Here is a 22,739-nt window from a genome sequence, read left to right on the forward strand (position 1 = left end):
TTAGTGGACAAGGTGGGGTTAGCCGGGCAGTATCCGTTCGGTGGATTTCACCCTGGCGCTGGCCGGCCTCGGCGTCGGCATCATCGTCGGCCTGACCGGCATGGGCGGCGGCGCCCTGATGACTCCGGTCCTCGTGCTCGTCTTCGGCGTGCCGCCGGTCGCGGCGGTCTCCAGCGACCTGGCGGCCAGTGCCGTGATGAAACCGTTCGGCGGCTGGGTGCACGCCCGGCGCGGCACGGTGAACTGGGCGATGGTGGGCTGGCTGTGCGCCGGCAGCGTACCGTTCGCGTTCGTCGGTGTGCTGCTGCTGCGGCTGGTCGGCGACGACGCCCGGATGCAGCAGGTCATCAAGATCGCGCTCGGGGTGGCGCTGCTGCTGGCGGCCGGCGGCCTGGTGCTCAAGGCCTGGGTGAGCCGGCGCCAGCCGGAGACACCGCCGGTGCACGTACGCGTCAAGCCGCTGCCCACCGCGCTGGTCGGCGCGGCCGGCGGTCTCATCGTGGGCCTCACCTCGGTGGGCTCCGGCTCGCTGATCATCGTGGCGTTGCTCGCGCTGTACCCGGCGCTGCGCGCCAACCACCTGGTCGGCACCGATCTGGTGCAGGCCGTGCCGCTGGTCACCGCGGCGGCTCTCGGGCACGCGTTCTTCGGCGACCTCCAGCTCGACCTGGCCGCCGCGGTGCTGCTCGGCTCGATCCCGGGCGTGCTGATCGGCTCGCGGATCTCGTCGCGCGCGCCGGCCGGGCTGATCCGCCCGGCCCTGGTGATCGTGCTGCTGGCCAGCGCCCTCAAGCTGTTCGACCTGTCCACCGCCGTGGTGGGCGTGGTCTCCGGCGTCGCGGTGCTGGTCGCGATCGGCCTTGCGGTGGCCCGGAAAATGACGGCGGCCCGGCCGGCCGAGGAGGCCGAGCCGGACCGCACGCCGGTACCCCAACCCTAGTCCTGCACGAACACCGCCACGGTGCGGGCGGGAACGGTGAACGTGCCGCTCGACGACGCGAACGACGCCGTGCGGACGACCGGGTCGGCCGAGGCCCGCTGGACCGGATGCAGGGCGACCCGCTTACCGGCCAGCGCGGCCACGGACTGGGTGGTGGCCGCCGAGGTGGCGTTGAGGACCACCGTCACCGAACGCCAGTTGCGGTCGATACCCCGTCCGTCCAGGGTCATGGTGATGACCCCCGGGGTCTCGGCCGCGCCCGACAGCGGGAACGACAGTCGCTTCTGCACCTCGGCGGCAGTCGGCAGGCCGAAGACCGGCGACGAGTTGCGGATCTTCAGCAGTTCGCGGTAGGTCGCGTCGGCCTGGTTGATCGCGGCACAGTCCGGCACCAGCGCGGGATCCGCGAGCAAGGGCCGGGCATATTGCCACTTAGCGGAGTTGTCGGCAGCGGGCGGCAGGCCCCGGCCGAACCCGTTGCCGGCGACACAGTCCCAGATGATCTCGTTGAACCAGTCGCCCGAGTTGTACGAGTTGCGGTCCAGCGACTTCGAGCGCAGCCGCTCGGTGCCGGTGGCCACGAACCCGACGCCCTGGCCGAGCGCCGTGGTGGCCAGCGCCACGGTCTGCGCCCGGGCCCGGTCGGCCGCGGAGGTCCGCTGCGGGAGCTTGTACGCGAACGCGTCGTACAGGATCTCGTTGTCGTGCGCGTCGACGTAGGTGATCGCCTCGTCCGGTGCGGCGTTGTAGCCGGCCGGCGAGCCGTTGTAGTCGACCTGGCTGCCGGTCACCGTCCGGCCCGAGGAGTCCACGAACCGGTAGGACGCCAGGTTGCCGGACAGCCCGACCTTGATCTGGTCCTGCGAGTGCAGCAGCCGCGCCTTCTGCTCCGCCGCGGTGCCGTTCACCGGGTCCCCGTTCGGGTCGGTGAACAGGCCGGACGCGAAGCCCTGCACGCGCGGGTTCTCGTCGAACGGGCCGCCGCCGCGGACCGCGTCGCGCAGCCGGTCGTTGAACGTGCCGATGCCGGTGCCGGCCATGTTCGCCTGGGTGGCCTGCACGAACCGGGCGTCGCCGGCCACCTCGCCGAAGTTCCAGCCCTCGCCGTACACGTAGATGTTCCGGCCGTCCACGCCGTCCCGGCCCGGCGTGAGCTTGTCCAGCGCGGACCGCACGGCCAGGATGTTCGCCTTCGGGTGGTGGCCCATCAGGTCGAACCGGAAACCGTCCACCTTGTACGCCTTGGCCCAGGTCACGATCGAGTCGACGACCAGCTTGCCCATCATCGCGTTCTCCGGCGCGGTGTTGGCGCAGCAGGTCGAGTTGGCCACCGAGCCGTCGGCGAGCAGCCGGTGGTAGTAGCCGGGCACGATCTGGTCGAGCACCGACTTGGCGTCGGTGCCGGCCGCCGAGGTGTGGTTGTAGACCACGTCCATGACGACCCGCAGGCCGGCCTGGTTGACCCCGGCCACCATCTGCCGGAACTCCTTCGTCCGGGCCGCGCCCTCCGGGTCCACCGCGTAGCCGCCCTCGGGCACCGTGTAGTGCAGCGGGTCGTAGCCCCAGTTGTAGCCGTCGGTGGCGGCCACCGCGGCCACGCAGGCCTGCTGCTGGTCCGAGTCGGGCGGCAGCTTGGCCAGGTCGCAGGCCGGTTGCTGCTGGTCGGCCCGCTTCTCCGGGATGGTGGCGAAGTCGAACGCGGGCAGCAGGTGCAGGTGGGTGACGCCGGCGCCGGCCAGCCCGGCCAGGTGTTTCATGCCGGCCGAGCCGGGCCGGGTGAACGCGGCGAACGTGCCCCGCTCGGCGGCCGGCACGGTGGCGTCCGCGATCGAGAAGTCCCGCACCGACAGCTCGGAGATCTGGATCTTCGCGGGTGCGGTGGCGGCCGGCTTGCGCAGGCCGGACCAGCCGGCCGGGGCGAGCGCCGGGTCGGCCAGGTCGGCGACCTGGCTCAGCTTGGAGTCGGCCGAGAGGGCGACGGCGTACGGGTCGGTGACCGCCGCGGTGACCACCTTGCGCGCGGCCGGCTGCCACGCGGTGACCCGGTACTGGTAGTACTTGCCTTTCCAGGTGGCCGGCCCGCGGGCGGTCCAGACGCCGGTCCGGTCGTCACGGAACATCCCGACGGTCTGCGGCGCCGCGGCCGGGGTGTCATAGAGCAGCAGATCCACGTTCGCGGCGGTGGGAGCCCAAACCCCGAGGGTGGTACGGCCGCCGGCCAGCACCGGACCGAGCCGGGCCTCGGTGGCGGCCGGGTAGAGGGCGTCGAGCACCGCCGCGGTCTGCACGCCGGTGGCCGAGAGCAGCTTGCCGGCCGCGTCCCGCTCGGTCGCCACCACCTGCCCGCGCAGGATCTCGGCGACGTCGGCCGAGCCCACCTTGAACGCGTCGTACTGCCACAGGTGCGGGAACGCGACGCGCTGCTTCTCGGTCAGGCCGTTGCGCTTGGCGGCCAGCCGCAGCGACTGGTAGGTGCCGGTCAACTCGCCGCCGGCCACGCCGATCCCGCCGCCGGCCGCGTACACCAGATCGTAGATTTTGCCGTCGGTGTTCTCGCTCGGCTGCCACGCGAGCGTGCCCCGATCGAGCCAGACCGCCTTCGACGTGGCCAGGTCGACCTCGCCGCCCGCGCCGGACTTCTTGACCGGCGGCAGCAACCGGTCCGGGACCCCGGCGAGCAGCCAGACCTCGCGGCCCGCCGCGGCGAAGTCTAGCCGCTGGTCGGTGGGCAGGTCCTTGGTGTCGCCGTTGTGGATGATGTAGTTCAGCCCGGTGGCGCCGGCGGCCAGCGGCACCTTGAACGTGACGCCGAAACCGTCGGTGGCGGCCGGCTGCAGCGGCGCCGACCAGTCGGTCGGGTTGGCCGCGCCGTCCCAGACGTGCAGGCCCCAGCCCTCGTAGTCGCCGGCCGGACGGTGGTAGTGGATGACCGCGGTGTTCGGGTCCTGCGCCGGGTCGTCCTCGCCGGTGGCCGCCTTGCGGGTCGGGTAGACCGCGGTGTCGCCCTGCTTGAGCCACACCTCGGCGTTCCTGCTCGGGTCGAGCGAACGGTCGCCGTCGGTGTCCTTCCCGCCGTCCTTGTTGACCACGATGAAGTTCATGGTCTTGGCGCCGGGCTTCAGTTTCACGTACGCGAACCGGCCGTAGGAGTCCTCGCCGGCGAACGGCTGCCCGGCCGGCCAGGTGGTCTGCATCGACTCGTCGACGTCGCCCCAGACGTACAGGCCCCAGTCGTCGTAGTCGCCGTCCGCGCGCTGGTAGTGCACCACCGCGTAGTCGGGGCTGGTGGACACGACCGGGGTGCCGACCACGATGGTGCTGGTGGACGAGGCGAGCCGGCCCCGGCTGTCGCGCACCACCGCCTTGTACCGCACCGGGGTGGCGCCGGCCAGCCCGGTCAGGTCGTGGTGCACGGTGTACGGCGCCCGGGTCGCGGTGCCGACCAGCTCCCACGGCCCGTCGCCGACCTGCGCCGCAAAGGTCACGGTGGCCAGCGGGTCACCGGTGGTCTGCGCGGTGACCGTGGCCCGGGTGGGCACCGCGGCGCCGGCCGCCGGGGCGGTGATGGTCACGGTCGGCGCGGCCGACGGCACCGGCACCGGGGTGTCGGCGCGCAGCACCAGGGCGGACAGCGCCGGCACGGTCACCGCCAGCTTGCCGTCGGCGGCCGCCTTGACGGTCGCGGCGCCGCCGTAGATGCCGCGGAAGTTGGCACCGGCCGACCAGGTGTCGATGGTGACGGTCTGCGCGGTGGTCGCGTTGTTGACGGCCACCACGTACTCGTTGCGCTTACCCGGGTCGAGGCGGGACGCCGCGAAGATGCCCGGGCCGTCCGCCGCGAACCTCGTGGTCTGTACCCCGCTGGTGAGCGCCGGGTGCTTGGCGCGCAGCTCGCCGAGGGCCGCGATGGTGCGGTAGATCGGGTGCGCGGTGTTGTAGTTGCTCTGCGCGTGGGTGCGGTCGGTGCCGATCAGGTCGTCGTCCAGGTAGTCCGCGGTCTTCGAGGCGAACAGGTCCTGCCGGGCGTCCTTGTCGCCGCCCGGGCCGGTGAAGCCCTGCTCGTCGCCGGAGTAGACCACCGGCTGGCCGCGGGTCAGGAACATCAGCTCGTGCGCCAGCTGGTCGCGGCGCAGGTGGGTGGACGCGTCGGTGCCGCCGGCCGCGATGAACGAGCCGATCCGGCCCATGTCGTGGTTGCCGAGGAAGGTGGGCAGCCGGTCGGCGTGGGTGTCCCGGGCGGTGTAGAGCGAATCCTTGGCGTAGAGGTCGGACAGCACCTGCGCGGAACCGGCGCCGGTCACGAACGCCTTGGCCGCCTCCTGGAACGAGAAGTCCAGGATCGCGGGCAGGCCGCCCTGCCGGACGTACGTGGACTCGATCTCCTGGTCGGCGCTGTAGACCTCACCGAACATGAAGAAGTCGTCCGGCGCTGCCTTCTCGATCCCCGCCGCGAACTGCGGCCAGAAGTCGAGGTTGGTGTGCTTGACGGTGTCCAGCCGGTAGCCGTCGATGCCGGTGTCGCGGATCCAGTCCGCGTAGATCTTGGTCATCCCGCGCACCACCTCGGGCCGCTCGGTCCACAGATCGTCCAGGCCGAAGAAGTCGCCGTACTCGCTGTTCTCGCCGACGAAGGTCGAGTTGCCGCGATTGTGGTACATCGTCGGGTCGTTGAGCCAGGACGGCACCCGGACCTTCCGGTCCGCCGCGGTCGGGAAGACCGGCGTGTACGGGAACGACTCGTTCGACACCTTGGGGAAGCCGTTGGTGCCGTCCGCGTAATTGCGGTCCTCGAACGCCCGGCCCTGCGCGTCGGTGTACGGCGAGGTGGTCTTGTCGATGTACGTGTACTCGTTCTCGGCGTACTGGATCACGTCTGCGGTGTGGTTGACGATGATGTCCAGGTAGATCTTCATGTCCCGCTGATGTGCGAGCTTGACCAGCCGCTTCAGGTCGGCGTTGCTGCCGAAGTGCGGGTCGACCTGGGTGAAGTCGGTGATCCAGTAGCCGTGGTAGCCGGCCGAGATGTCGGTGCCGCTGCCCTGCACCGGGCGGTTCTTGAAGACCGGGGCGAGCCAGATCGCGGTGGTGCCGAGGCCCTCGATGTAGTCCAGCCGGTCGATCACGCCCTGCAGGTCGCCGCCGTGGTAGAAGCCCTTGTCGGCGGGGTCGAACCCGGTGGCCATCCGGTCGCCGGACAGCCCACCCTTGTCGTTGCGGGTGGAACCGTTGGCGAAACGGTCGGGCAGCACGAAGTAGAACTGCTCGGCGGTGTCCAGCCGGTCGGAACCCCAGTGCGCGAGCACCGCGTCACTGGGCGGCGGTGGTGGGGCCGCCTGCGCTTGCGCGGGGACGGCGATCAGTAAGGGAAGAAATAGGCACAACACGGCGGCCAGCAGCCGCCGTGGACGGTGTTCGACCACAATGTCCCCTTCAGTTATGGACTGCCCAGACCTGCACGGCCGGGCCGTAGCCATCGATGGCGGTGGCACCATCAGGTTCGGTGTACAGCGGCTTGGCGCCGCCGTAAAGGTTCTCGAAGCGGGTGGCGCCGGGCAGGCCGGTCAGCGCGAGCGGTTCCCCGGCCGCCCGGCGGCACAACACCAGCACCGTCTCCCCCGCAGTCTCGCGCAGGAAGACCAGGCTGTCGCCGTCCGCGTGCACCCAGCGCAAACCGCCGCGGCGCAGCGCGTCCGACGACCTGCGCAGCCGGACCAGGGTCCGGTAGCGGTCGAACGTCGCGGTGTCCCAGGCCGCCGGCCGGTCCCACGGCATCGGCTGCCGGGCTTCCTCGTTGTCGGCACCGGTCAGCCCGATCTCGTCGCCCGCGAAGATCATCGGGGTGCCGGGCAGGGTCAGCAGCAGGCCGGCCGCGACCTCCTGGCGGGCCGCGCCGCCGACCACCGTGCGGATCCGGGCCGTGTCGTGCGAGCCGAGGATCTGCCATGACGTCGTCCAGGACCGCCAGGACATCTGGGCCGCGAACGCCGACATGGTGGCCACGGTCGACCGGGCGTCCCGCCGCGGCACCTCGCCGGGAACACCGAGGAAGTCGTCGAACGGCAGGTCGTCGGCGCGCAGCCAGCTCCACACCGGGCGGGTGAACCCGGCGTAGTTCATGGTCCCGTGCCAGCCGTCCCGGTCCAGGTCGCCGGTGGCGTCGTGGCCGTGCTCGGCGATCAGCAGGCCGTCCGCGCGGGCGTCGGCGACGGCCCGGCGCAGCAGCGCGGCCACCTCGTGGGTCCAGTCGTCGGCGCCGCGCCGCCCGGTCATGTTGGCCACGTCGATCCGCCAGCCGTCCAGGCCGTACGGCCGGGACAGCCAGTGCTGGGTCAGCTGGTGGAAGCGGTCGCGCAGGCCGGCGCTGCCCCAGTTCAGCTTGGGCAGCCCGGCCAGGCCCAGCCAGGACTCGTAGGAGCCGCCCGGGCCGAAGTAGTAGTAGTCCGGCCGGTCGGCGAACCACGGGTGTCCGGTGCCGGTGTGGTTGGTGGTCAGGTCGCCGAGCAGCCGCCAGCCCCGGGCGTGCACAGCGGCGGACAGCCGGGACAGCGCCGCGTCGCCGCCGAGCAGCGGGTCGACCCGGTCGAAGCCGGCCGCGTCGTAGCGGTGGTTGGAGCCGGCCGGGAAGAACGGCGTGAGATAGAGGGTGTCGGCGCCGAGGGCGGCCACATGGTCGAGCCGGCGGGTGATGCCGTCCAGGTCGCCGCCGTAGAGCACCTCGGTGGCGCCCGGACCGGACACCACCGGGGTGTCCCAGCCGGCCCGGGTGGCCCACGCCGGGGTGTCCCGGTCGTTCGCGGCGGCCGACCGGGCGAACCGGTCCGGGAAGATCTGGTAGACCACGGCGTCGCGGGCCCACGCCGGCGGTGCCGGATGCGCCACCAGCCGGAAGTCGGTGGCGTCCGGCACGTCGTAGTGGGTCAGGCCGAGGCCGGTCAGCCAGCGCACCCCGGCCGTGGTGCGGATCAGGAAGCGGTACGGCGTGACCGGGTTGCGCACCGGGATGTCGGCCCGCCACCAGACGTCGCCGTCCAGGTCGGTGCGGTCGACGACGGCCGAGGTGAAGACCGGCTCGCCGTCGATGATCCAGCGCAGGTGGATCCGGCTGGCCCGGGTGCCGGCGGGCACCCGGACGAAGACGCTGACCGTCTCGCCGAGTGCCGGGCTCTGCGACGAGACGTACAGCGCGGACCCGTCGTGGTGCGGTCTCATCCCTTGACGGCCCCCGAGGTGAGTCCCTCCACGATGTACCGCTGGAGGAGTTGGAACACCAGCACGGTGGGCACCGCGGTGAGCAGCGTGCCGGCGCAGAACATGCCGAAGTTGTTGTTCCGCTCGCCGGCCACCAGGCCGAACAACCCCACCGAGAGGGTCTTGGAGTTGGCCTCGGTGAGGAACACATTGGCGAACACGAACTCGTTGACGGTGCCGATGAACGCCAGCAGGCCGGTCACCGCGATCACCGGCGCCACCAGCGGCAGCAGGATCCGGAAGAAGATCTGTACGTGCGACGCCCCGTCCACGGTGGCCGACTCGTCCAGCTCGCGCGGCACCGTGTCGAAGAAGCCCTTCATCAGCCAGGTGCCGACCCCGAGCGCGGTGCCGAGGTACAGCAGGGTCAGGCCCCACCAGGTGTTGAAGCCGATTGCCGGCCAGTAGTCGGTGATCGTCGAGAACATCAGGAAGATCGCCACGACCGCCAGGAACTGCGGAAACATCTGGATCAGGAGCAGCGACAGCAGACCCACCCGCCGGCCCTTGAACCGCCGGCGGCTGAACGCGAACGCGGCCAGCGCGGACAGGAACACCGAGACGAGCGACGCGATCCCGGCGATCATCACCGAGTTCAGGAACCAGCTGCCGAACGCGGTGGTGTCGAACAGATTGGTGAAGTTGACGAGCGACGCCCCGGTGGGCACCAGCTCGCTGGAGGACAGGGTGCCGAGCGGATTGAGCGCCGCGGACACCACGAACACGATCGGGCCGAGCGAGAACAGCACCGCGATGAGCCCGACCGCGTGCCGCCAGCCCACCAGTTTCAGCCACCTGGTCACGAGTACACCTCCTCCTGCTTGCGGGTACGCCGGAAGCTGATGGCCGAGACGATGCCGACGATCAGGAAGATGAAGATCGAGATCGCCGCGGCGTAGCCGTACTGCGCACCGCTGCCGCCGAACGCGAGCCGGTAGGTGTAGGTGATCAGCAGGTCGGTGGCGCCGTTGGCCGGGTTGTCCGGCGGGAACGGCCCGCCGTCGGTGGTCAGGTAGATCGCGTTGAAGTTGTTGAAGTTGAACGCGAACGACGAGATCAGCAGCGGCGTCAGCGCGACCATGAGCAGCGGGAACACGATCATCCGGAAGCTTTCCCAGGGTCCCGCGCCGTCGATCCGGGAGGCCTCGCTGAGCTCGGCCGGGATGGCCTGCAGGGCGCCGGTGGTCACCAGGAACATGTACGGGTAACCGAGCCAGAGCTGCACCAGCAGCACCGCTATCCGGGCCGCGGTCGGCTCACCCAGCCAGTCCACGTGCAGACCGAACAGGCTGTTGATCAGGCCGAAGTCGGTGTTGAACATGTCCCGCCAGACCAGCAGCATGGCGAACGCCGGCATCGCGTACGGCAGCACCAGCACCACGCGGTAGAGGTTGCGGCCGCGCACCCGGCGCGAGTGCAGGGCGATCGCGACGAACATGCCGAGCACGAAGGTCCCGCCGGTGGAGCCGACGGCAAAGGCAAAATTCCAGATGAGCGTACGCAGGAACGGCCCGGAGATGGTCGGGTCGGTGATCACCCGGGTGAAGTTGTCGAACCCGACGTTCACCTTCCAGCCCTGCGCCAGCCGCTCGCCGTCGGAGGCCACGAAGGAACCGAGTGCCTCGTCCGCGGTCCAGCTCCGGCCGGTCGCGGTGTCCCGGATGCAGTCGCAGCCCTCGTCGTAGGCCCGGCCGGCCACGCCCTCGTACGCCCGGGACAGGCCGGACGACCGGATCGCGCCGCCCGCGGTCGGCACCGCCAGCGCGGTGACTTCCTGGCTGCGCAGGCTGGCCTGGCCGGTGGTGAGCAACGTGTAGCCGTCGGCCGCGGTGACCCGGCCGGCGCTGTTCAGCGTCACGGCGCCGGCGTCCAGCGTCTCCAGCCCGTCGGCGTCGCCGGCCGAGACCGCCTTGGTGGCCGGGTCGGTGATCAGGAAGACCAGCGGGCCGGTCGCCGGGTCACCGGTGGTCGCGACCGTCAGCACGTACTCGGTCGAACCCGGCACCTGGGTGACCGACGCGGTCTGAATCGCCACGACGGCCTCGGCCTTGGTGCCGCGGTGCCCGTCACCGAAGTTGGTGAACGCGGTGCTCGCGGTCAGCAGGACCGGGAACAGCTGGAAGACGATCAGCAGCAGGGTGCCCGGCACCAGGTACTTCGCCGGGATGTGCCGCGGGGTCAGATAGAGGTAGAGCAGGCCCGCGGTGGTGGCCACCAGCAGGGCCAGGCCGGCCCAGGCCTCGTTCTCGACGAGCGGGAACGCGGCCCAGATCGCGATCGCCACGACCAGTCCGAGCAGGACGGTCTTGACCAGGAGACTCGTGGTGCTCTGCCGGCGGCGGCCGGTCGGCTCCGGCCGCTCCGGGTGGCGGTGGGCGGGGAGGGCCCGGGTCGCGGGCCCTCCACCGAGCGAGGTGGTCATTACTTGATCTGGGCCGAGATCGTCTTGCCGGCCGCGGTGATGGTCTTCTCCGGGTCGGCGCCGCCGACGATCGAGGCCTCGGCCTTGCCGAACGGGTCCCAGATGGCGGCCATCGCCGGGATGGCGGGCAGCGGGACGGCGTTCTTACCGGCCTCGAGGAACTTGGCGAGGTCCGGGTCGTTGCCCTTGACCTGGTCAAACGCGGCGGTCAGCGCCGGCGGCCGGGGCTCGGCCTGGTACAGCGCGACGGCCAGGTCCGGGGTGGTCACGTAGTTGGTGACGAACTCCTGGGCCAGCGCCTTGTTCTTGCCCTTGGCCGCGACGTAGAAGGTCTGCACGCCGAGGAACGGCTGGGCGGTCTTGCCACCGGCGAATCCGGGTACCGGCGAGATGTCGTACTTGAGGCCGGCCTTCTTCACGTCGGTGATCGCCCACGGGCCGGAGACCAGGAACGCGCACTTCTTGCCGGTGAACGTGGCGATCGCGTTCTCCGGAGTGATCGAACGCTTGAGCGCGCCCGAGCCCTTCTCGCCGAGGGTGGCGATCTTCTTGAACGCCTCGACCGACTCCGGCTTGCCGACGCCGAGGTCCTTCGGGTCGAGGTCGCCGTTGGACGCGGTGCCGAACAGGTAGCCGCCGGCCGAGCTGTACAGCGGGTACAGGTGGTACGCGTCGCCGTTCTGGCCGACCTGGAGGCAGAGGATCTCGGACGCCTTCTTGTCGCCCTTGAGCTTCTGGCCGGCGGCGACCAGGTCCTCGATGGTGGCCGGCGCGTCCGGGACCAGGTCGGTGTTGCGGATCAGGGCCAGGTTCTCGGTCGCGTACGGCACGCCGTAGGTCTGCCCGTTGAAGGTGACCGCCTTGATCGCGTTCTCGGCCAGGTTGCCCTTCTGCTCGGCGGACAGCTGGACCGGGTCGATCGCGCCGTTCTGCACGAGGTTGCCGATCCAGTCGTGGGCGCCGACCGTCACGTCCGGGCCGCTGCCCTGCTGGGAGGCGGTGACGAAGGTGGTCTGCTGGTCCTTCGAGATCGCCTGGATCTTGACGGTGACGCCGTTCTCGGTGCCGAACTTGTCGGCGAACGGCTTGAGCGCGGCGGCCCGCTTGTCGTCGGCCCAGATCACCAGCTCACCGGTGGCCGCCTGGGCGGACGGCCCCTGGGCGGTGGGCTCGGCGTTGTCGCCGCAGCCCGCGGCGAACAGGGCGAAGGTCAGCGCGGTGGCCACACCCGCGGCACGGATGCGCATATACGTCTCCTGACGACGGAAGTTTGCTGAGAAAGAACTTGCAAGATTGGGCTGACATCGATGACCCTGTGTCGGCCTTGTTGCGGGGACGTTAGCAAGTGCTTGCAGATTATGGAAGGGCTTGCACTGTCCAAGCCCGCAAGACGTCATCGGTACAGTGCGTGCCATGCGTGCACGGATGGCCGACATCGCCCGCCAGGCCCAGGTCAGCGAGGCAACGGTGTCGCGCGTCATCAACGACCGGCCCGGCGTTTCCCATGAAACCCGGCAAGCGGTGCTGACGGCGCTCGATGTCCTGGGGTATGAAAGACCGGAACGCTTGCGCAAGCGCAGCGCAGGCCTGGTCGGTCTCATCGTCCCCGAACTGGACAACCCGATCTTCCCGGCGTTTGCCCAGACCATCGAGTCGTCCCTGGCCCAGCAGGGCTACACGCCGGTGCTCTGCACCCAGTCGCCGGGCGGCGTCACTGAGGACGAGTACGTCGAGATGCTGCTGGACCGCCAGGTCTCCGGCATCGTCTTCGTCTCGTCGCTCTCCGCCGACACCGCGGCCGACCACGACCGCTACCGCCGGCTGCTCGACCGGCCACTGCCGATCGTCCTGGTCAACGGGTACGCCGAGGGCATCGAGGCGCCGTACGTGTCGTGCGACGAGCGGCTGGCCGGCGACCTCGCGGTCACCCACCTGGTCGCGCTGGGACACCGCCGGATCGGCCTGATCTCGGGCCCGAACCGGTTCATCAGCACCCAGCGCAAACTGGCCGGCTACCGCACCGGCCTGCAGCGCGAACTGGGCGTGCCGGCCGACGCGGTGGACGAGTTCGTGTCGCTCACGCTGTTCGGTGTGGAGGGTGGCGAGGTAGCCGCCGACCGCCTCATGAAACAGGGCGTGACCGCCATCGTCTGCGCCTCCGACCTGATGGCGCTGGGCGCGATCCGGGCGGTGCGCCGGCGCGGCCTGTCGGTGCCCCGCGACGTGTCGGTGATCGGCTTCGACGACTCACCGCTGATCGCCTTCACCGACCCGCCGCTGACCACCATGCGCCAGCCGGTCACGTCGATGGCGGTGGCCGCCGTCCGCTCGCTGGTCGACGAGATCAACGGCCACGGCGCCCCGCACTCGGAGTACCTGTTCCGCCCCGAACTCGTGGTCCGCCAGTCCACCGCGATCGCCCCGCTGCGCCGCTTCGACTCGCCCGCCGCCTAGAACTCGATGCAAGTTCTTTCATCAATTGCACGAACGACCAGCCAACTTTTCCAGCGGTCATCGGGGCAGGCGCAGGTCGGCGTCGCAGTACGGGGAATAGGCCAGGCCCATCACGTTTCCGCGGGACAGCAGTTCCCAGCGCATCCGGCGTACCGCCGCGCCCACCCCCAGCCCCGCGCCCCAGGCCGCGACGAACGAGCTCATCGCGAACGCCGCCAACCCGCGTTCCATCGTCACCTCGGTGGCCAGGACGCCGGCCGCGCCGGTCGACTGCACGAACGCGGACGCGAAGTCGGTGAGCGTCTCGGGCAGCCGCTCGCCGGTGTGGCAGCCGTTCAGGACCACCAGCGGGCGCCGGTGCACCCAGCGGATGCGCGGGCTCAGCGACGCCCAGTAGCTGACGTCCTCGGGGGTGAGCGTGCCGCCCGCGCCGAAGTCGAGGGCCAGCCCGCTCACCGCGCTCCCGGCCGCCGATGCCCGGCGGCCGTGGCAGAACAGGTAGAGCAGATCGGCGCCGGGCTGCGCGGCCAGCCGCAGGTCGGGCACGGTGGTGGTGACCAGGCTGGGCGAACCCAGGCGGTCCAGCGCGGCTCGCTGGGCGTCCCAGTCGGCGCCGCGCAGCGTTTCGTTCAGGCCGACCACGACGGTCGGCGGGTGGTCGGTGCCGGTGGACTCGGCCAGGGTCAGGGCGCCACTGGACGGCGGCACCTCGAGCACGTGCCCCAAACCCCAGAAGCCGTACGGGCACAGCACGCCGAGCGGCTGGTCGTGCCGGTCGGCGTGCGGGCACCGGTCCGGGACCCGGGTGGCGGCGCCGCCCGGTCCGAAGTCGTCCACGCTGGAGCAGACCGCGGCGCCGTCCAGGATCGGCAGGTCGTACACCAATTGCCAGGGCAGCACCGCGCGCGAGCCCTCGGCCAGCGCCACCTGGATCACGCCGGGACCGTCGCCGCTGTTCAGCGCCGCGAGCAGCGTGTCCCGGTCCTCGATCCGCGGAAACAGGCCCAGGTACGCGGTGGCGCCGGCGCGCGCCATCGCGAGCAGGTCCGCCCGGTAGGCCGCGCCCGGCTTGCCGAACTGCGCGTCGTAGGTGGAGATCCAGCCGCCCCGGCCCTCGCGCAGCTGCCGGTCGAACAGCACCGCCCGCAGGCTGCGGGCGGCGGTACCGGCCTGGCTGTCCGCGATCGACGACCCGACCCGGGCGCCGGTGGCACCGTTCACCACCAGGTAGTGCCGGTCGGCCGGCAGGTCGCCGAGCCGGATCGACACCGCCCGCCCGCCGAACCGGGTCAGCTCCGCCAGATCCCGGCTCAGCGTGAACACGACCCGCGCGCTCGGCGGCACGTCCCCGCCCACCGGCACGTCGATCTCGAAGGCCTGCACCGCCGCCGCGCCGAGATAGAGCGCGAGCTGCAACCGCTCGGTGCCGCCCGAGCGCGGCGCGAGCGCCACCAGATCCCGCCACGGCGTCCGCTCGGCCCGGGTGCACGAGTGCGGGCCGTCCGGGGCACACAAGCAGGAAAAACCGTCTCCCGTACGCGGTACGAACAGCGCGCCTTCGGCCACCGGAGTGCCATCCCGGGACAGTACGGCCTGCAGCCACCACCCGTCCTCGGCGACCGGCAGCAGGTCGTCGGGGAAGGGCGGCGCGCCGGGCGCCAGGATGCTCCCGGCCAGTGGCCGGCCGACCGCGACCCGGACCAGATAGGGCAGCCCAGCCGGCACCCCGCCGGGCACCGGCCGGCCGGCACCGTCCGCCACCACGATGTTCGCCACCCGGTCGGCTTCCCGCTCCGGCGGTCCGGCCCCGCCGGAGCCCCGGGGCAGCTCCGCCTCCATCCACGGGTCCCGGGTGAGCACGCCGCCGCCCGGGCGCAGCGGAACCGAACCGGTCGTCGTCGGCGGCAGCCCTTCGAGGCCGTCGCCGGTGCCGAGCGGCGGGAGCGTTCCGGTGCGCAGCACGTGCAGCGCCCACCGGCCGAAGCGGGCCCGCAGGCCGGGCAGCCGGTGCCGGGTGACCAGCAGAACCCGCAGGCCGTCCGCGAGGAGCGACTCGATCAGCTGGTAGCCGGCCTCGACGTCGGCCGCCCGCTGCGGCCCAGCCGTCCCGAGATGTTCGTCGCCGAGCTGGATGATCCCGGCCGGCTCGTCCCGCAGAAAGCGCGCGGCCAGTGCCTCCCGCTCCGCACCGGCCGGTCCCTGCACCACCGCCAGATCCCACCGGGCCGCCACCATGGGTTCCAGGAAGACGGCGCAGTGCCGCGGCGGCCCGGACGGCGAGCCCTCCCGCAACGAGCACCGCAGCTGTGGGCAGCGGTGCGGGCCCGGCGGTGGAGGGAACGGCGCGTGCCCGAGCAGCAGGCCCGCGATCGCCTCGCGGACCGGGGTGCCCGCCCGGACCGCCTCGGCCGCCCGCAACGCCGCCGGGTCGCGGTCACCGGCGGACAGGCAGAGCAACCCCAGCGAGGTTTCCTCAGATTCGTCCACTGTGCCTCCCCGTGGCTGTCGCTACACTCCACTCCTACCAATCGCCCGTGACGCATGGATTAGAGGCAGCGGTGGCTCAGGGTACGGTCAAATGGTTCAACGCGGAAAAAGGCTTCGGCTTCATCACCGTGGACGGGGGTGGCGCCGACGTGTTCGTGCACTTCTCGGCCATCCAGATGTCCGGGTATCGCGCCCTTGAGGAGGGGCAGCGGGTCGAGTTCGAGATCGCTCAGGGACAGAAGGGGCCACAGGCGGAACAGGTCCGGGCGCTGGGCAGCGACAGCGGTGTGGACACCCGCTCGCCCGCCCGCGACATCATCTGACCGGGCGGTGGCCGGCAGTTGACCCGTGTCTTCGTGTCGAGCGCCACGGGTTCACTGGCGCCGCACCGGCAAGCCGCCGTCGACGTCTGTGTCCGCCACGAGATGACGCCGGTCCACATGGAACGGTTCTCGGCGGACCCCCGGCCACCGCTCGGCTACATCCGGGAGCAGATCGACACCTGCGGAATCCTCGTGCTGATCATCGGCGACCGGTACGGTTCGCTGCCGCCGGGCGAGGACCTCGGATACACCGAGCTGGAGTACGACTACGCCGTCTCGCTCGGCAACGTCGTGATTCTGGCCTTCGTGGTGGCGGACGTGCTGCGCGGTGCCGCCGCCGCGGAGAGCCCGGCGGCCACGGCCAAACTGGCCCGGTTCGTCGCCAAGGTCAGCTCGCGCCACCTGGTGCGTCCGTTCGCCTCGGTCGACGACTTCCGGCTCGACGTCTACCAGTCCCTGGAGCCCTACAAGCAGGCGCCGGGCCGGCCGGCATACCACCGCAGGCGGGTGCTGCCGTCCCCGCCGCAGTTGTGTGCCATGCCGGAGTACGTCGGCGGCTCGCCGTTCACCGGACGCGCCGCCGAGCTGGCCCAGCTCGATGAGTGGGCCGAGGGGCCGCACCCGGTGCTGGTGGTCGAGGCCATCGGTGGCACCGGCAAGAGCGCGCTGACCTGGGAGTGGGCGACCAGATACGGGCCGGCGGTGATCGACGGCTACGCCGGCTGCTTCTGGTGGAGCTTCTACGACGGCTCGGCCTCGATCGACCGGTTCCTGCTGGAGCTGCTCGCGTACGTCGAACCGGACTTCGCCGAGAACCCGCGCAGCATCAGCCGGGAGGACCTGCCGGACCTGGTGCTGACCGCCCTGCGCCGGCGGCCCTTCCTGGTCGTCCTGGACGGCTTCGAGCGGCTGCTGCTGGCCTATCACCGGTACGACCCGTCCAAGGTCAGCGACGAGGACGTGGCGGCGGACCGGCGCGCGAACAAGCACGCGATGATCGACCCGCTCGGTTACCGGTTCGTCCGCCGGCTCGCCGGACTGACCACCTCGAAGATCCTGGTCAGCACCCGGATGGCGCCCGATGCGCTGGAGGCGTCCTCCCGCTCCCCGCTGCCCGGTGTGGTGCGACTCCAACTGCCCGGGCTCGGCGACGAGGACGTAGTGAAACTGGCCGGCAGCATGGGCGTGACCGGCCGGCCTCGGGAGATCAACAAGTTCTTCCGCCCGTTCGGCAACCACCCGCTGCTGATCACCATCGTGGCCGGCCTGGTCCGTGACCATCGGCCGGCCCCGGGCGACTTCGCCGCCTGGCTGGCGAGTCACCAGTTCCGGCTCGCCGACCTCGACCTGACGGCCCGCCGCCGGCACATCCTGGCGGCCGCGCTGGACGGCCTCGACGCCGAGGAACGCCGGCTCCTCGGCTGGATGTCGGTGATGTCCGCGACCCTGGAGTGGCGGGTGCTGCAGGCCATCAACCCGTACCTGCCCGGCGAACAGGCCGGCGCCCGGCTCGACGCGGCGCTGCGGACGCTGGAGGAACGCGGCCTGCTGTGGTGGAACCGGTCGGCCAACACGTACGACATGCACCCGATCGTCCGCGGGTACGCCCACGAGAAGCTGGACAGCGGCGAACGGATCGGCGCCAACGTGCGGCTGCGGGACTACTTCCAGGCCCAGCCGCCGGCCGACACGGCCACGGTCACCAGCGTCGAGGATCTGCAACAGACCATCCAGCTGTTCCGGGCCCTGACCGGGGCGCAGCAGTACGTCCAGGGCGAGCGCGTCTGGCAGGATCAGCTGGCCGGGCCGCTGCTCGAGCAGCTGGGCGCCAACGGGCCGGTCCGGGAACTGCTGGAGCCGTACCAGTTCTCGGCCCTGGACCGGATGCAGGCCGACCTGTCGATCGCCATGCTGCTGTCCGGGCGATACGACGAGGGCATCACGGTCGAAAAGGCGGTGCAGCGCCGGCTCGGCACGGTCGGCGGGCCGGCCGAGGTCAAGTCGTCGCTCGGCCGGATGGCGGCGCACTACCTGGCGGCCGGCCGGTTCCGCAGCTACGCCGAGATCCTGACGATCCTCGCCGCCGCCCAGCTGTCGCCGGCCGAGTCGGCGGCGCTCAGCCTGCGCCGGCTCATCCTCGAAGTGGTCTGCCGGGACGGGTACGACGCCGGTGCCGGACTGCGCGACCTCGAGGCCCGGCAGACGATCGTCGCCAACAACCCCTGGTTCGGCGGTGACCTCCGGTACTGGCGCCTGGTGCACGGCTTCCGGAACGACGCGCTCACCATGGCGGAGATCGAGGCCGCCGAGCAGACGTTCACCAGGTGGCGGACCCGGCTGCGGCTGGCCCGGCTCAAGTTCGACCTGCTGATCCGCGAGGGCGACCACGCCCGCGGCCTGGCGGTGGCCGAGGACGTCGACCGGCTGCGCCGGGTGGGCGGCCAGGAGGTGGTGTCGGCGGAGAGCGCCCTGGCCTACGCCTATCTCGGCCGCCGGGCGGAGGCCCGGACCACTCTCGACGAGTGTGTGGCGGCGATGGACCGCCAGCACCCGTTCGACCGCCCCTACCTGCTGGTCGCCCAGGCGTTCGCCATCGCCGGCGAGCGCAAGGCCGCGCTCAGCTGGGCCGGCCGGGCCCGCCTGCAGGCCTGGGCCGACGGCCAGCCGTACACCGACCGGTGGTCGCTACGGCAGGCCGAGGCGCTGATCACCGCGTACGGCGGGCGCCTGACGGCGTTGCCCGACGTGCCCGCCCCGCCGCCCGCCGTGGACCACCGGCCGGCCATCGACCGGATCACCGTCCCGAGTCAACGCCCGGGCCTGCTCCGGCGCCTCTTCGGCGCCGACTGAGGGCCCACCCGGCCGGCTCGCCTCAGAGCTTCGCGAGGTGATCCTGAAGGCGGGCGTGCCGGAACTGCCGGTCAGATCCACGACGGCACCGACCCTCGGCCCCGGCGGCCCGGCGACCAGACCCGCGCAGAGTCCGGACAGGATCGCGGCGCCGACACCCCACCCGGCTCCGTACCTGACGTGCCAGGTCCTGCTCCACCTCGCGCCGCTCGGGCTGCCCTATCGCGGGACCACCTTTTCGACCGCCCACTCGCGCCAGGAGTCCAGACGGTGCTGGACCAGGGCCAGTTGGTCGGCCACCGGGCCGGGGCCGGTGGAGCCCGGTGTGGTGCGGCTGGCCAGGGCGGACTGCACCGACAGCACCTCGCGCACCGACGGGTCCAGGTGGCCGCTCACCGTTTTCAGGTCGTCGTCGGTCAGGTCTTCCAGTTCGCAGCCTCGGACCGAGCACAGGGCCACCAGCTGGCCGGTGATCTCGTGGGCCTCGCGGAACGGGACGCCGCGGCGAACCAGCCAGTCGGCCACCTCGGTGGCCAGGGAGAAGCCTACGGGGGCGGCCTCGGTCAGGCGGTCCACCCGGACCGTCATGGTGGAGATCATGCCGGCCAGGGCGGGCAGCAGGAGGCCCAGCGTTTCGATCGCGTCGAAGGCCGGTTCCTTGTCTTCCTGCATGTCCCGGTCGTAGGTGAGCGGCAGGCCCTTGAGCATGGTCAGGACCGCTACCAGGCCGCCGACCAGGCGTCCGCTCTTGCCTCTCGCCAGTTCGGCGATGTCGGCGTTCTTTTTCTGCGGCATGATCGACGAGCCGGTGGCGAAGGCGTCGTCCAGCTCGACCCAGCCGAACTCGGTCGACGTCCACAGCACCACCTCCTCGCCCAGGCGGGACAGGTGCACGCCGATCAGCGCCGTCACGAACAGGAACTCGGCCACGAAGTCGCGGTCGGCCACGGCGTCCATCGAGTTGGCCGCGGGGGCCGTGAAGCCGAGTTCCTTGGCGACCGCGGCCGGGTCGAGCGGCAGGGACGAGCCGGCCAGCGCGCCCGAACCCAGCGGCGAGATGGCCGCGCGGGCGTCCCAGTCGCGCAGCCGGTCGAGGTCGCGCAGCAGCGGGTGCACGTGCGCCAGCAGCCAGTGGCCGAAGGTGACCGGCTGGGCGTGCTGCACGTGGGTCAGGCCGGGGGCCGGCGTGTCCACGTTGCGGGCCGCCTGCTCGGTCAGCGCGTCGGCCAGTTCGACCATCGCGACGGCCAGGCCGCGGGCGTGGTCGCGCAGGTAGAGGCGCAGGTCGGTGGCCACCTGGTCGTTGCGGGAGCGGCCGGCCCGCAGCTTGCCGCCCAGCGCGCCGAGGCGTTCCAGCAGGCCGCGCTCGAGCGCGGTGTGCACGTCCTCGTCCTCGATCACGGGACGGAACTGGCCGGCCGCGCAGGCCGAGTCGAGGTCGTCCAGCGCGGCCAGGATCTGGCCCAGCTCGTCGGGGTCGAGCAGGCCGGCGCCGGCCAGTACCCGGGCGTGCGCGCGCGACGCGAGCAGGTCGTAGGGGGCCAGCCGCCAGTCGAACTGCACGCTGACGCTCAGCCGCGCCAGTGCCTCCGCCGGGCCGCCGGCGAACCGGCCACCCCAGAGCCGGGTCGCCCCGTCGCTCTCCGCCACACCTTCTCCTTGAAGTTCTGAGGGTCCTCGGTGTCCGACCCTACCGTTCTCCGACTGCTACTAAAGTCGCGGGAATGACGCTGGACCTGACCTCTGATGTCGTTGCCCTCACCCGAGCCATCTGCGACATCCCTTCCGTCAGTGGTGCGGAGAAAGAACTCGCCGACGCCGTCGAGCTCGCCCTCCGCGCGCTGCCGCACCTCGAGGTCCTGCGCGACGGCGACGCCATCGTCGCCCGCACCTCGCTCGGCCGCCCGGCCCGGGTGATCCTGGCCGGGCACCTCGACACCGTGCCGATCGCCGGCAACCTGCCGACCACGCTGACCGGCGACGTCGTCGAGGGCCGCGGGACGGTCGACATGAAGGCCGGCGACGCCGTGTTCCTCAAGCTCGCCGCCACGCTGACCGAGCCGCGGTACGACATCACCTACGTCTTCTACGACCACGAGGAGGTCGCCGCCCGGCTCAACGGGCTGGGCCGCCTCGTGCGCGAGCACCCGGACTGGCTGGCCGGGGACTTCGCGGTGCTCGGCGAGCCGTCCAACGCGACCGTGGAGGGCGGCTGCCAGGGCACGATGCGCATCACGATCACCGTGCCGGGGGTGGCCGCCCACCCGGCCCGCCCGTGGATGGGCAGCAACGCCATCCACTCGGCGGGGGCCGTGCTCGACGTGCTGCGCGCCTACGAGCCGCGGACCCCGGTGGTCGACGGCCTGCAGTACCGGGAGGCCCTGAACGCCGTGAAGATCGAGGGCGGCATTGCCGGGAACGTGATCCCCGACTCGTGCGTGATCTCCATCAACCACCGGTACGCCCCGGACCGCGGTCCGGCCGAGGCCGAGGCGTACCTGCGTGAGCTGTTCAAGGGCCAGGAGATCGAGGTCGTCGACTCCGCGCCCGGCGCCCGCCCCGGCCTCGACCACCCGGCGGCCCGGGAGTTCGTGGCGGCCGTCGGCGGGACGCCCGCCGCCAAGCTGGGCTGGACCGACGTCTCCCGCTTCGCCTCGCTCGGCATCCCGGCGGTCAACTACGGGCCGGGCGACCCGCTGCTGGCGCACAAGGACGACGAGCGCTGCCCGGTGGCCGACATCCACAACGCGCTGGCCGGACTCACGGCCTGGCTGGCGAATTAAGACTTCATGCCGGCCACCTGGGCGATGGCACCGGGCATCGCGTACATGTGCGCGAACGCCCGGGCCTGCTCGCCGGTCCAGAGCGACGACCCGTAGCCGTAGACCACGCCCTGCTGGGCCGCGGCGTCGAGCAGACTGAACGGCGAGCGGCTGCCGAGCGGCACCACGTTGCCCTTGTGCAGCCGCACCCGGACCTCGCCGGTGACCCGCTGCTGCGAGGAGTCGAGGAACGCCCGGAAGTCGTCCAGGATCGGGTCGTAGTACACCGCCTCGTGCAGCAGGTCGCCGTACGTGGTCCCCAGGGTGGCTTTGAACGCCTGCTGGCGGTTGCTGAGCACCAGCCGCTCCAGCTCGCGGTGCGCCGCGATGAGGATCAGCATGCCGGGCGCCTCGAAACCGACCCGGGCCAGGTTGCCCACCATGGTCGAACCCATGTGGATGCCGCGGCCCACGCCGTGCTCGCCGCCCAGTTCGTTGAGCGCCTTGAGGATCGCGTAGTTGGGGGTGGCCGCGATCGGCGCAGCACCGTCCACCGAGCAGGAGACGACCTCGCCCTGCTCGAAACCCAGCAGCAGCTCGACGCCCTCGGCCGGGGCGTCGTCCACCGACTTCGTGTAGGTCCAGGCGTCCTCCGGCAGGTAATCCCAGGACCCGTAGGTCTCGCCGCCGCCGATCGTGGTGCCGATCAGGCCCTCGTTGATCGAGTACGTGGTGGTCTTGGCGCTCACCTCGTAGCCGCGTTCCTGGAGGAACGTCGTCTCCTGCTCGCGGGTCAGCCGCTCGTCGCGGATCGGCGTGACGATCTCCAGCTGCGGCGCGAGCGCCCGGATCACGGCGTCGTACCGTACGTGATCGGCACCGGCCCCGGTCGACCCGTGCGCCACCGCGTCCGCGCCGTTCTCCAGCGCCACCTGCACGACCTTCTCCGCCTGGATCAGCCGCTCGGCCCCCACGCACGACGGGTAGCCGCCGTTGCGCAGGTAGTTCGCCTTGATCGCGTACGTGATCACCCGTCGGTAGAGCTCCTCGCGCGCGTCCACGACGAAGTGCTGCACCGACCCCAGCTCCTCGGCCCGGGCCCGGACCGACTCGCCCTCGCCGCTGTGCAGGCCGCCGGTGTCGATGTTCGCGGTGATGACCTCCCAGCCCTGCTCGCGGAACGAGACGAGGGCGTACGAGGTGTCCAGGCCGCCGGAGAAGGCGAGGACGATCTTGCGCTTGGTCATAACTGT

13 protein-coding genes are annotated in these 22,739 nt (G+C 71.5%); 5 read left to right on the top strand and 8 right to left on the bottom strand.

Translation table 11 applies throughout. The features are described from left to right. Nucleotides 1-40 precede the first annotated feature (40 nt). Nucleotides 41-940 carry a sulfite exporter TauE/SafE family protein gene (locus Ari01nite_RS00120; RefSeq protein WP_203778331.1) on the top strand — a complete coding sequence of 300 codons (900 nt, stop codon included), beginning with the start codon at nt 41-43 and terminating at the stop codon, nt 938-940. On the opposite strand, the gene pulA is transcribed toward Ari01nite_RS00120, so the two are convergent. From pulA to Ari01nite_RS00145, 5 genes are read right to left on the bottom strand one after another with little or no spacing between them, the layout of a single operon-like run. Then, nucleotides 937-6,360, bottom strand: a complete 5,424-nt coding sequence (pulA, locus tag Ari01nite_RS00125) for a pullulanase-type alpha-1,6-glucosidase (RefSeq protein WP_438872113.1) — start codon at nt 6,358-6,360, stop codon at nt 937-939. The genes Ari01nite_RS00120 and pulA overlap by 4 nt on opposite strands. A gap of 10 nt (nt 6,361-6,370) precedes the next feature. After that, entirely contained in the window at nt 6,371-8,149 is a 1,779-nt protein-coding gene (locus tag Ari01nite_RS00130) for a glycoside hydrolase family 13 protein (RefSeq protein ID WP_203778333.1), read from the bottom strand. Continuing rightward, nucleotides 8,146-8,991, bottom strand: a complete 846-nt coding sequence (locus tag Ari01nite_RS00135; protein ID WP_203778334.1) for a sugar ABC transporter permease — start codon at nt 8,989-8,991, stop codon at nt 8,146-8,148. The genes Ari01nite_RS00130 and Ari01nite_RS00135 overlap by 4 nt, the downstream gene beginning before the upstream one ends. After that, nucleotides 8,988-10,610 carry an ABC transporter permease subunit gene (locus Ari01nite_RS00140; RefSeq protein WP_203778335.1) on the bottom strand — a complete coding sequence of 541 codons (1,623 nt, stop codon included), beginning with the start codon at nt 10,608-10,610 and terminating at the stop codon, nt 8,988-8,990. Before Ari01nite_RS00140 ends, Ari01nite_RS00135 begins: the two co-directional genes overlap by 4 nt. Continuing rightward, on the bottom strand, nt 10,610-11,857 hold the full coding sequence (locus Ari01nite_RS00145; RefSeq protein ID WP_203778336.1) for a sugar ABC transporter substrate-binding protein: 1,248 nt from the start codon (nt 11,855-11,857) through the stop codon (nt 10,610-10,612). Before Ari01nite_RS00145 ends, Ari01nite_RS00140 begins: the two co-directional genes overlap by 1 nt. 166 nt (nt 11,858-12,023) lie before the next feature. Here Ari01nite_RS00145 and Ari01nite_RS00150 point away from each other — a divergent pair, with 166 nt between their 5' ends. After that, entirely contained in the window at nt 12,024-13,064 is a 1,041-nt protein-coding gene (locus tag Ari01nite_RS00150) for a LacI family DNA-binding transcriptional regulator (protein WP_203778337.1), read from the top strand. A gap of 57 nt (nt 13,065-13,121) precedes the next feature. Here the strand turns inward: Ari01nite_RS00150 and Ari01nite_RS00155 are convergent, their stop codons facing one another. Further along, nucleotides 13,122-15,551 carry a CHAT domain-containing protein gene (locus Ari01nite_RS00155; protein WP_203778338.1) on the bottom strand — a complete coding sequence of 810 codons (2,430 nt, stop codon included), beginning with the start codon at nt 15,549-15,551 and terminating at the stop codon, nt 13,122-13,124. A 71-nt stretch (nt 15,552-15,622) separates the two neighbouring features. Between Ari01nite_RS00155 and Ari01nite_RS00160 the strand changes: the two genes are divergently transcribed. Then, nucleotides 15,623-15,874 carry a cold-shock protein gene (locus Ari01nite_RS00160; RefSeq protein ID WP_203778339.1) on the top strand — a complete coding sequence of 84 codons (252 nt, stop codon included), beginning with the start codon at nt 15,623-15,625 and terminating at the stop codon, nt 15,872-15,874. 18 nt (nt 15,875-15,892) lie between these two features. After that, the gene (locus Ari01nite_RS00165) at nt 15,893-18,724 is read left to right on the top strand and encodes a DUF4062 domain-containing protein (protein ID WP_203778340.1); all 2,832 of its coding nucleotides are present in this window, start codon (nt 15,893-15,895) and stop codon (nt 18,722-18,724) included. Nucleotides 18,725-18,943: 219 nt separating this feature from the next. On the opposite strand, the gene argH is transcribed toward Ari01nite_RS00165, so the two are convergent. After that, nucleotides 18,944-20,374: an argininosuccinate lyase gene (argH, locus tag Ari01nite_RS00170; protein WP_203778341.1), complete on the bottom strand. Its 1,431-nt coding sequence runs from the start codon at nt 20,372-20,374 to the stop codon at nt 18,944-18,946. Nucleotides 20,375-20,448: 74 nt separating this feature from the next. Between argH and dapE the strand changes: the two genes are divergently transcribed. Then, nucleotides 20,449-21,507, top strand: coding sequence for a succinyl-diaminopimelate desuccinylase (gene dapE, locus Ari01nite_RS00175; RefSeq protein ID WP_203778342.1), 1,059 nt, complete (start codon nt 20,449-20,451; stop codon nt 21,505-21,507). On the opposite strand, the gene argG is transcribed toward dapE, so the two are convergent. Continuing rightward, the gene (gene argG / locus Ari01nite_RS00180) at nt 21,504-22,733 is read right to left on the bottom strand and encodes an argininosuccinate synthase (RefSeq protein ID WP_203778343.1); all 1,230 of its coding nucleotides are present in this window, start codon (nt 22,731-22,733) and stop codon (nt 21,504-21,506) included. The genes dapE and argG overlap by 4 nt on opposite strands. Between the last annotated feature and the right edge of the window lie 6 nt (nt 22,734-22,739).

This window comes from Paractinoplanes rishiriensis (genome assembly GCF_016862375.1).
GTDB lineage: Bacteria > Actinomycetota > Actinomycetes > Mycobacteriales > Micromonosporaceae > Actinoplanes > Actinoplanes rishiriensis.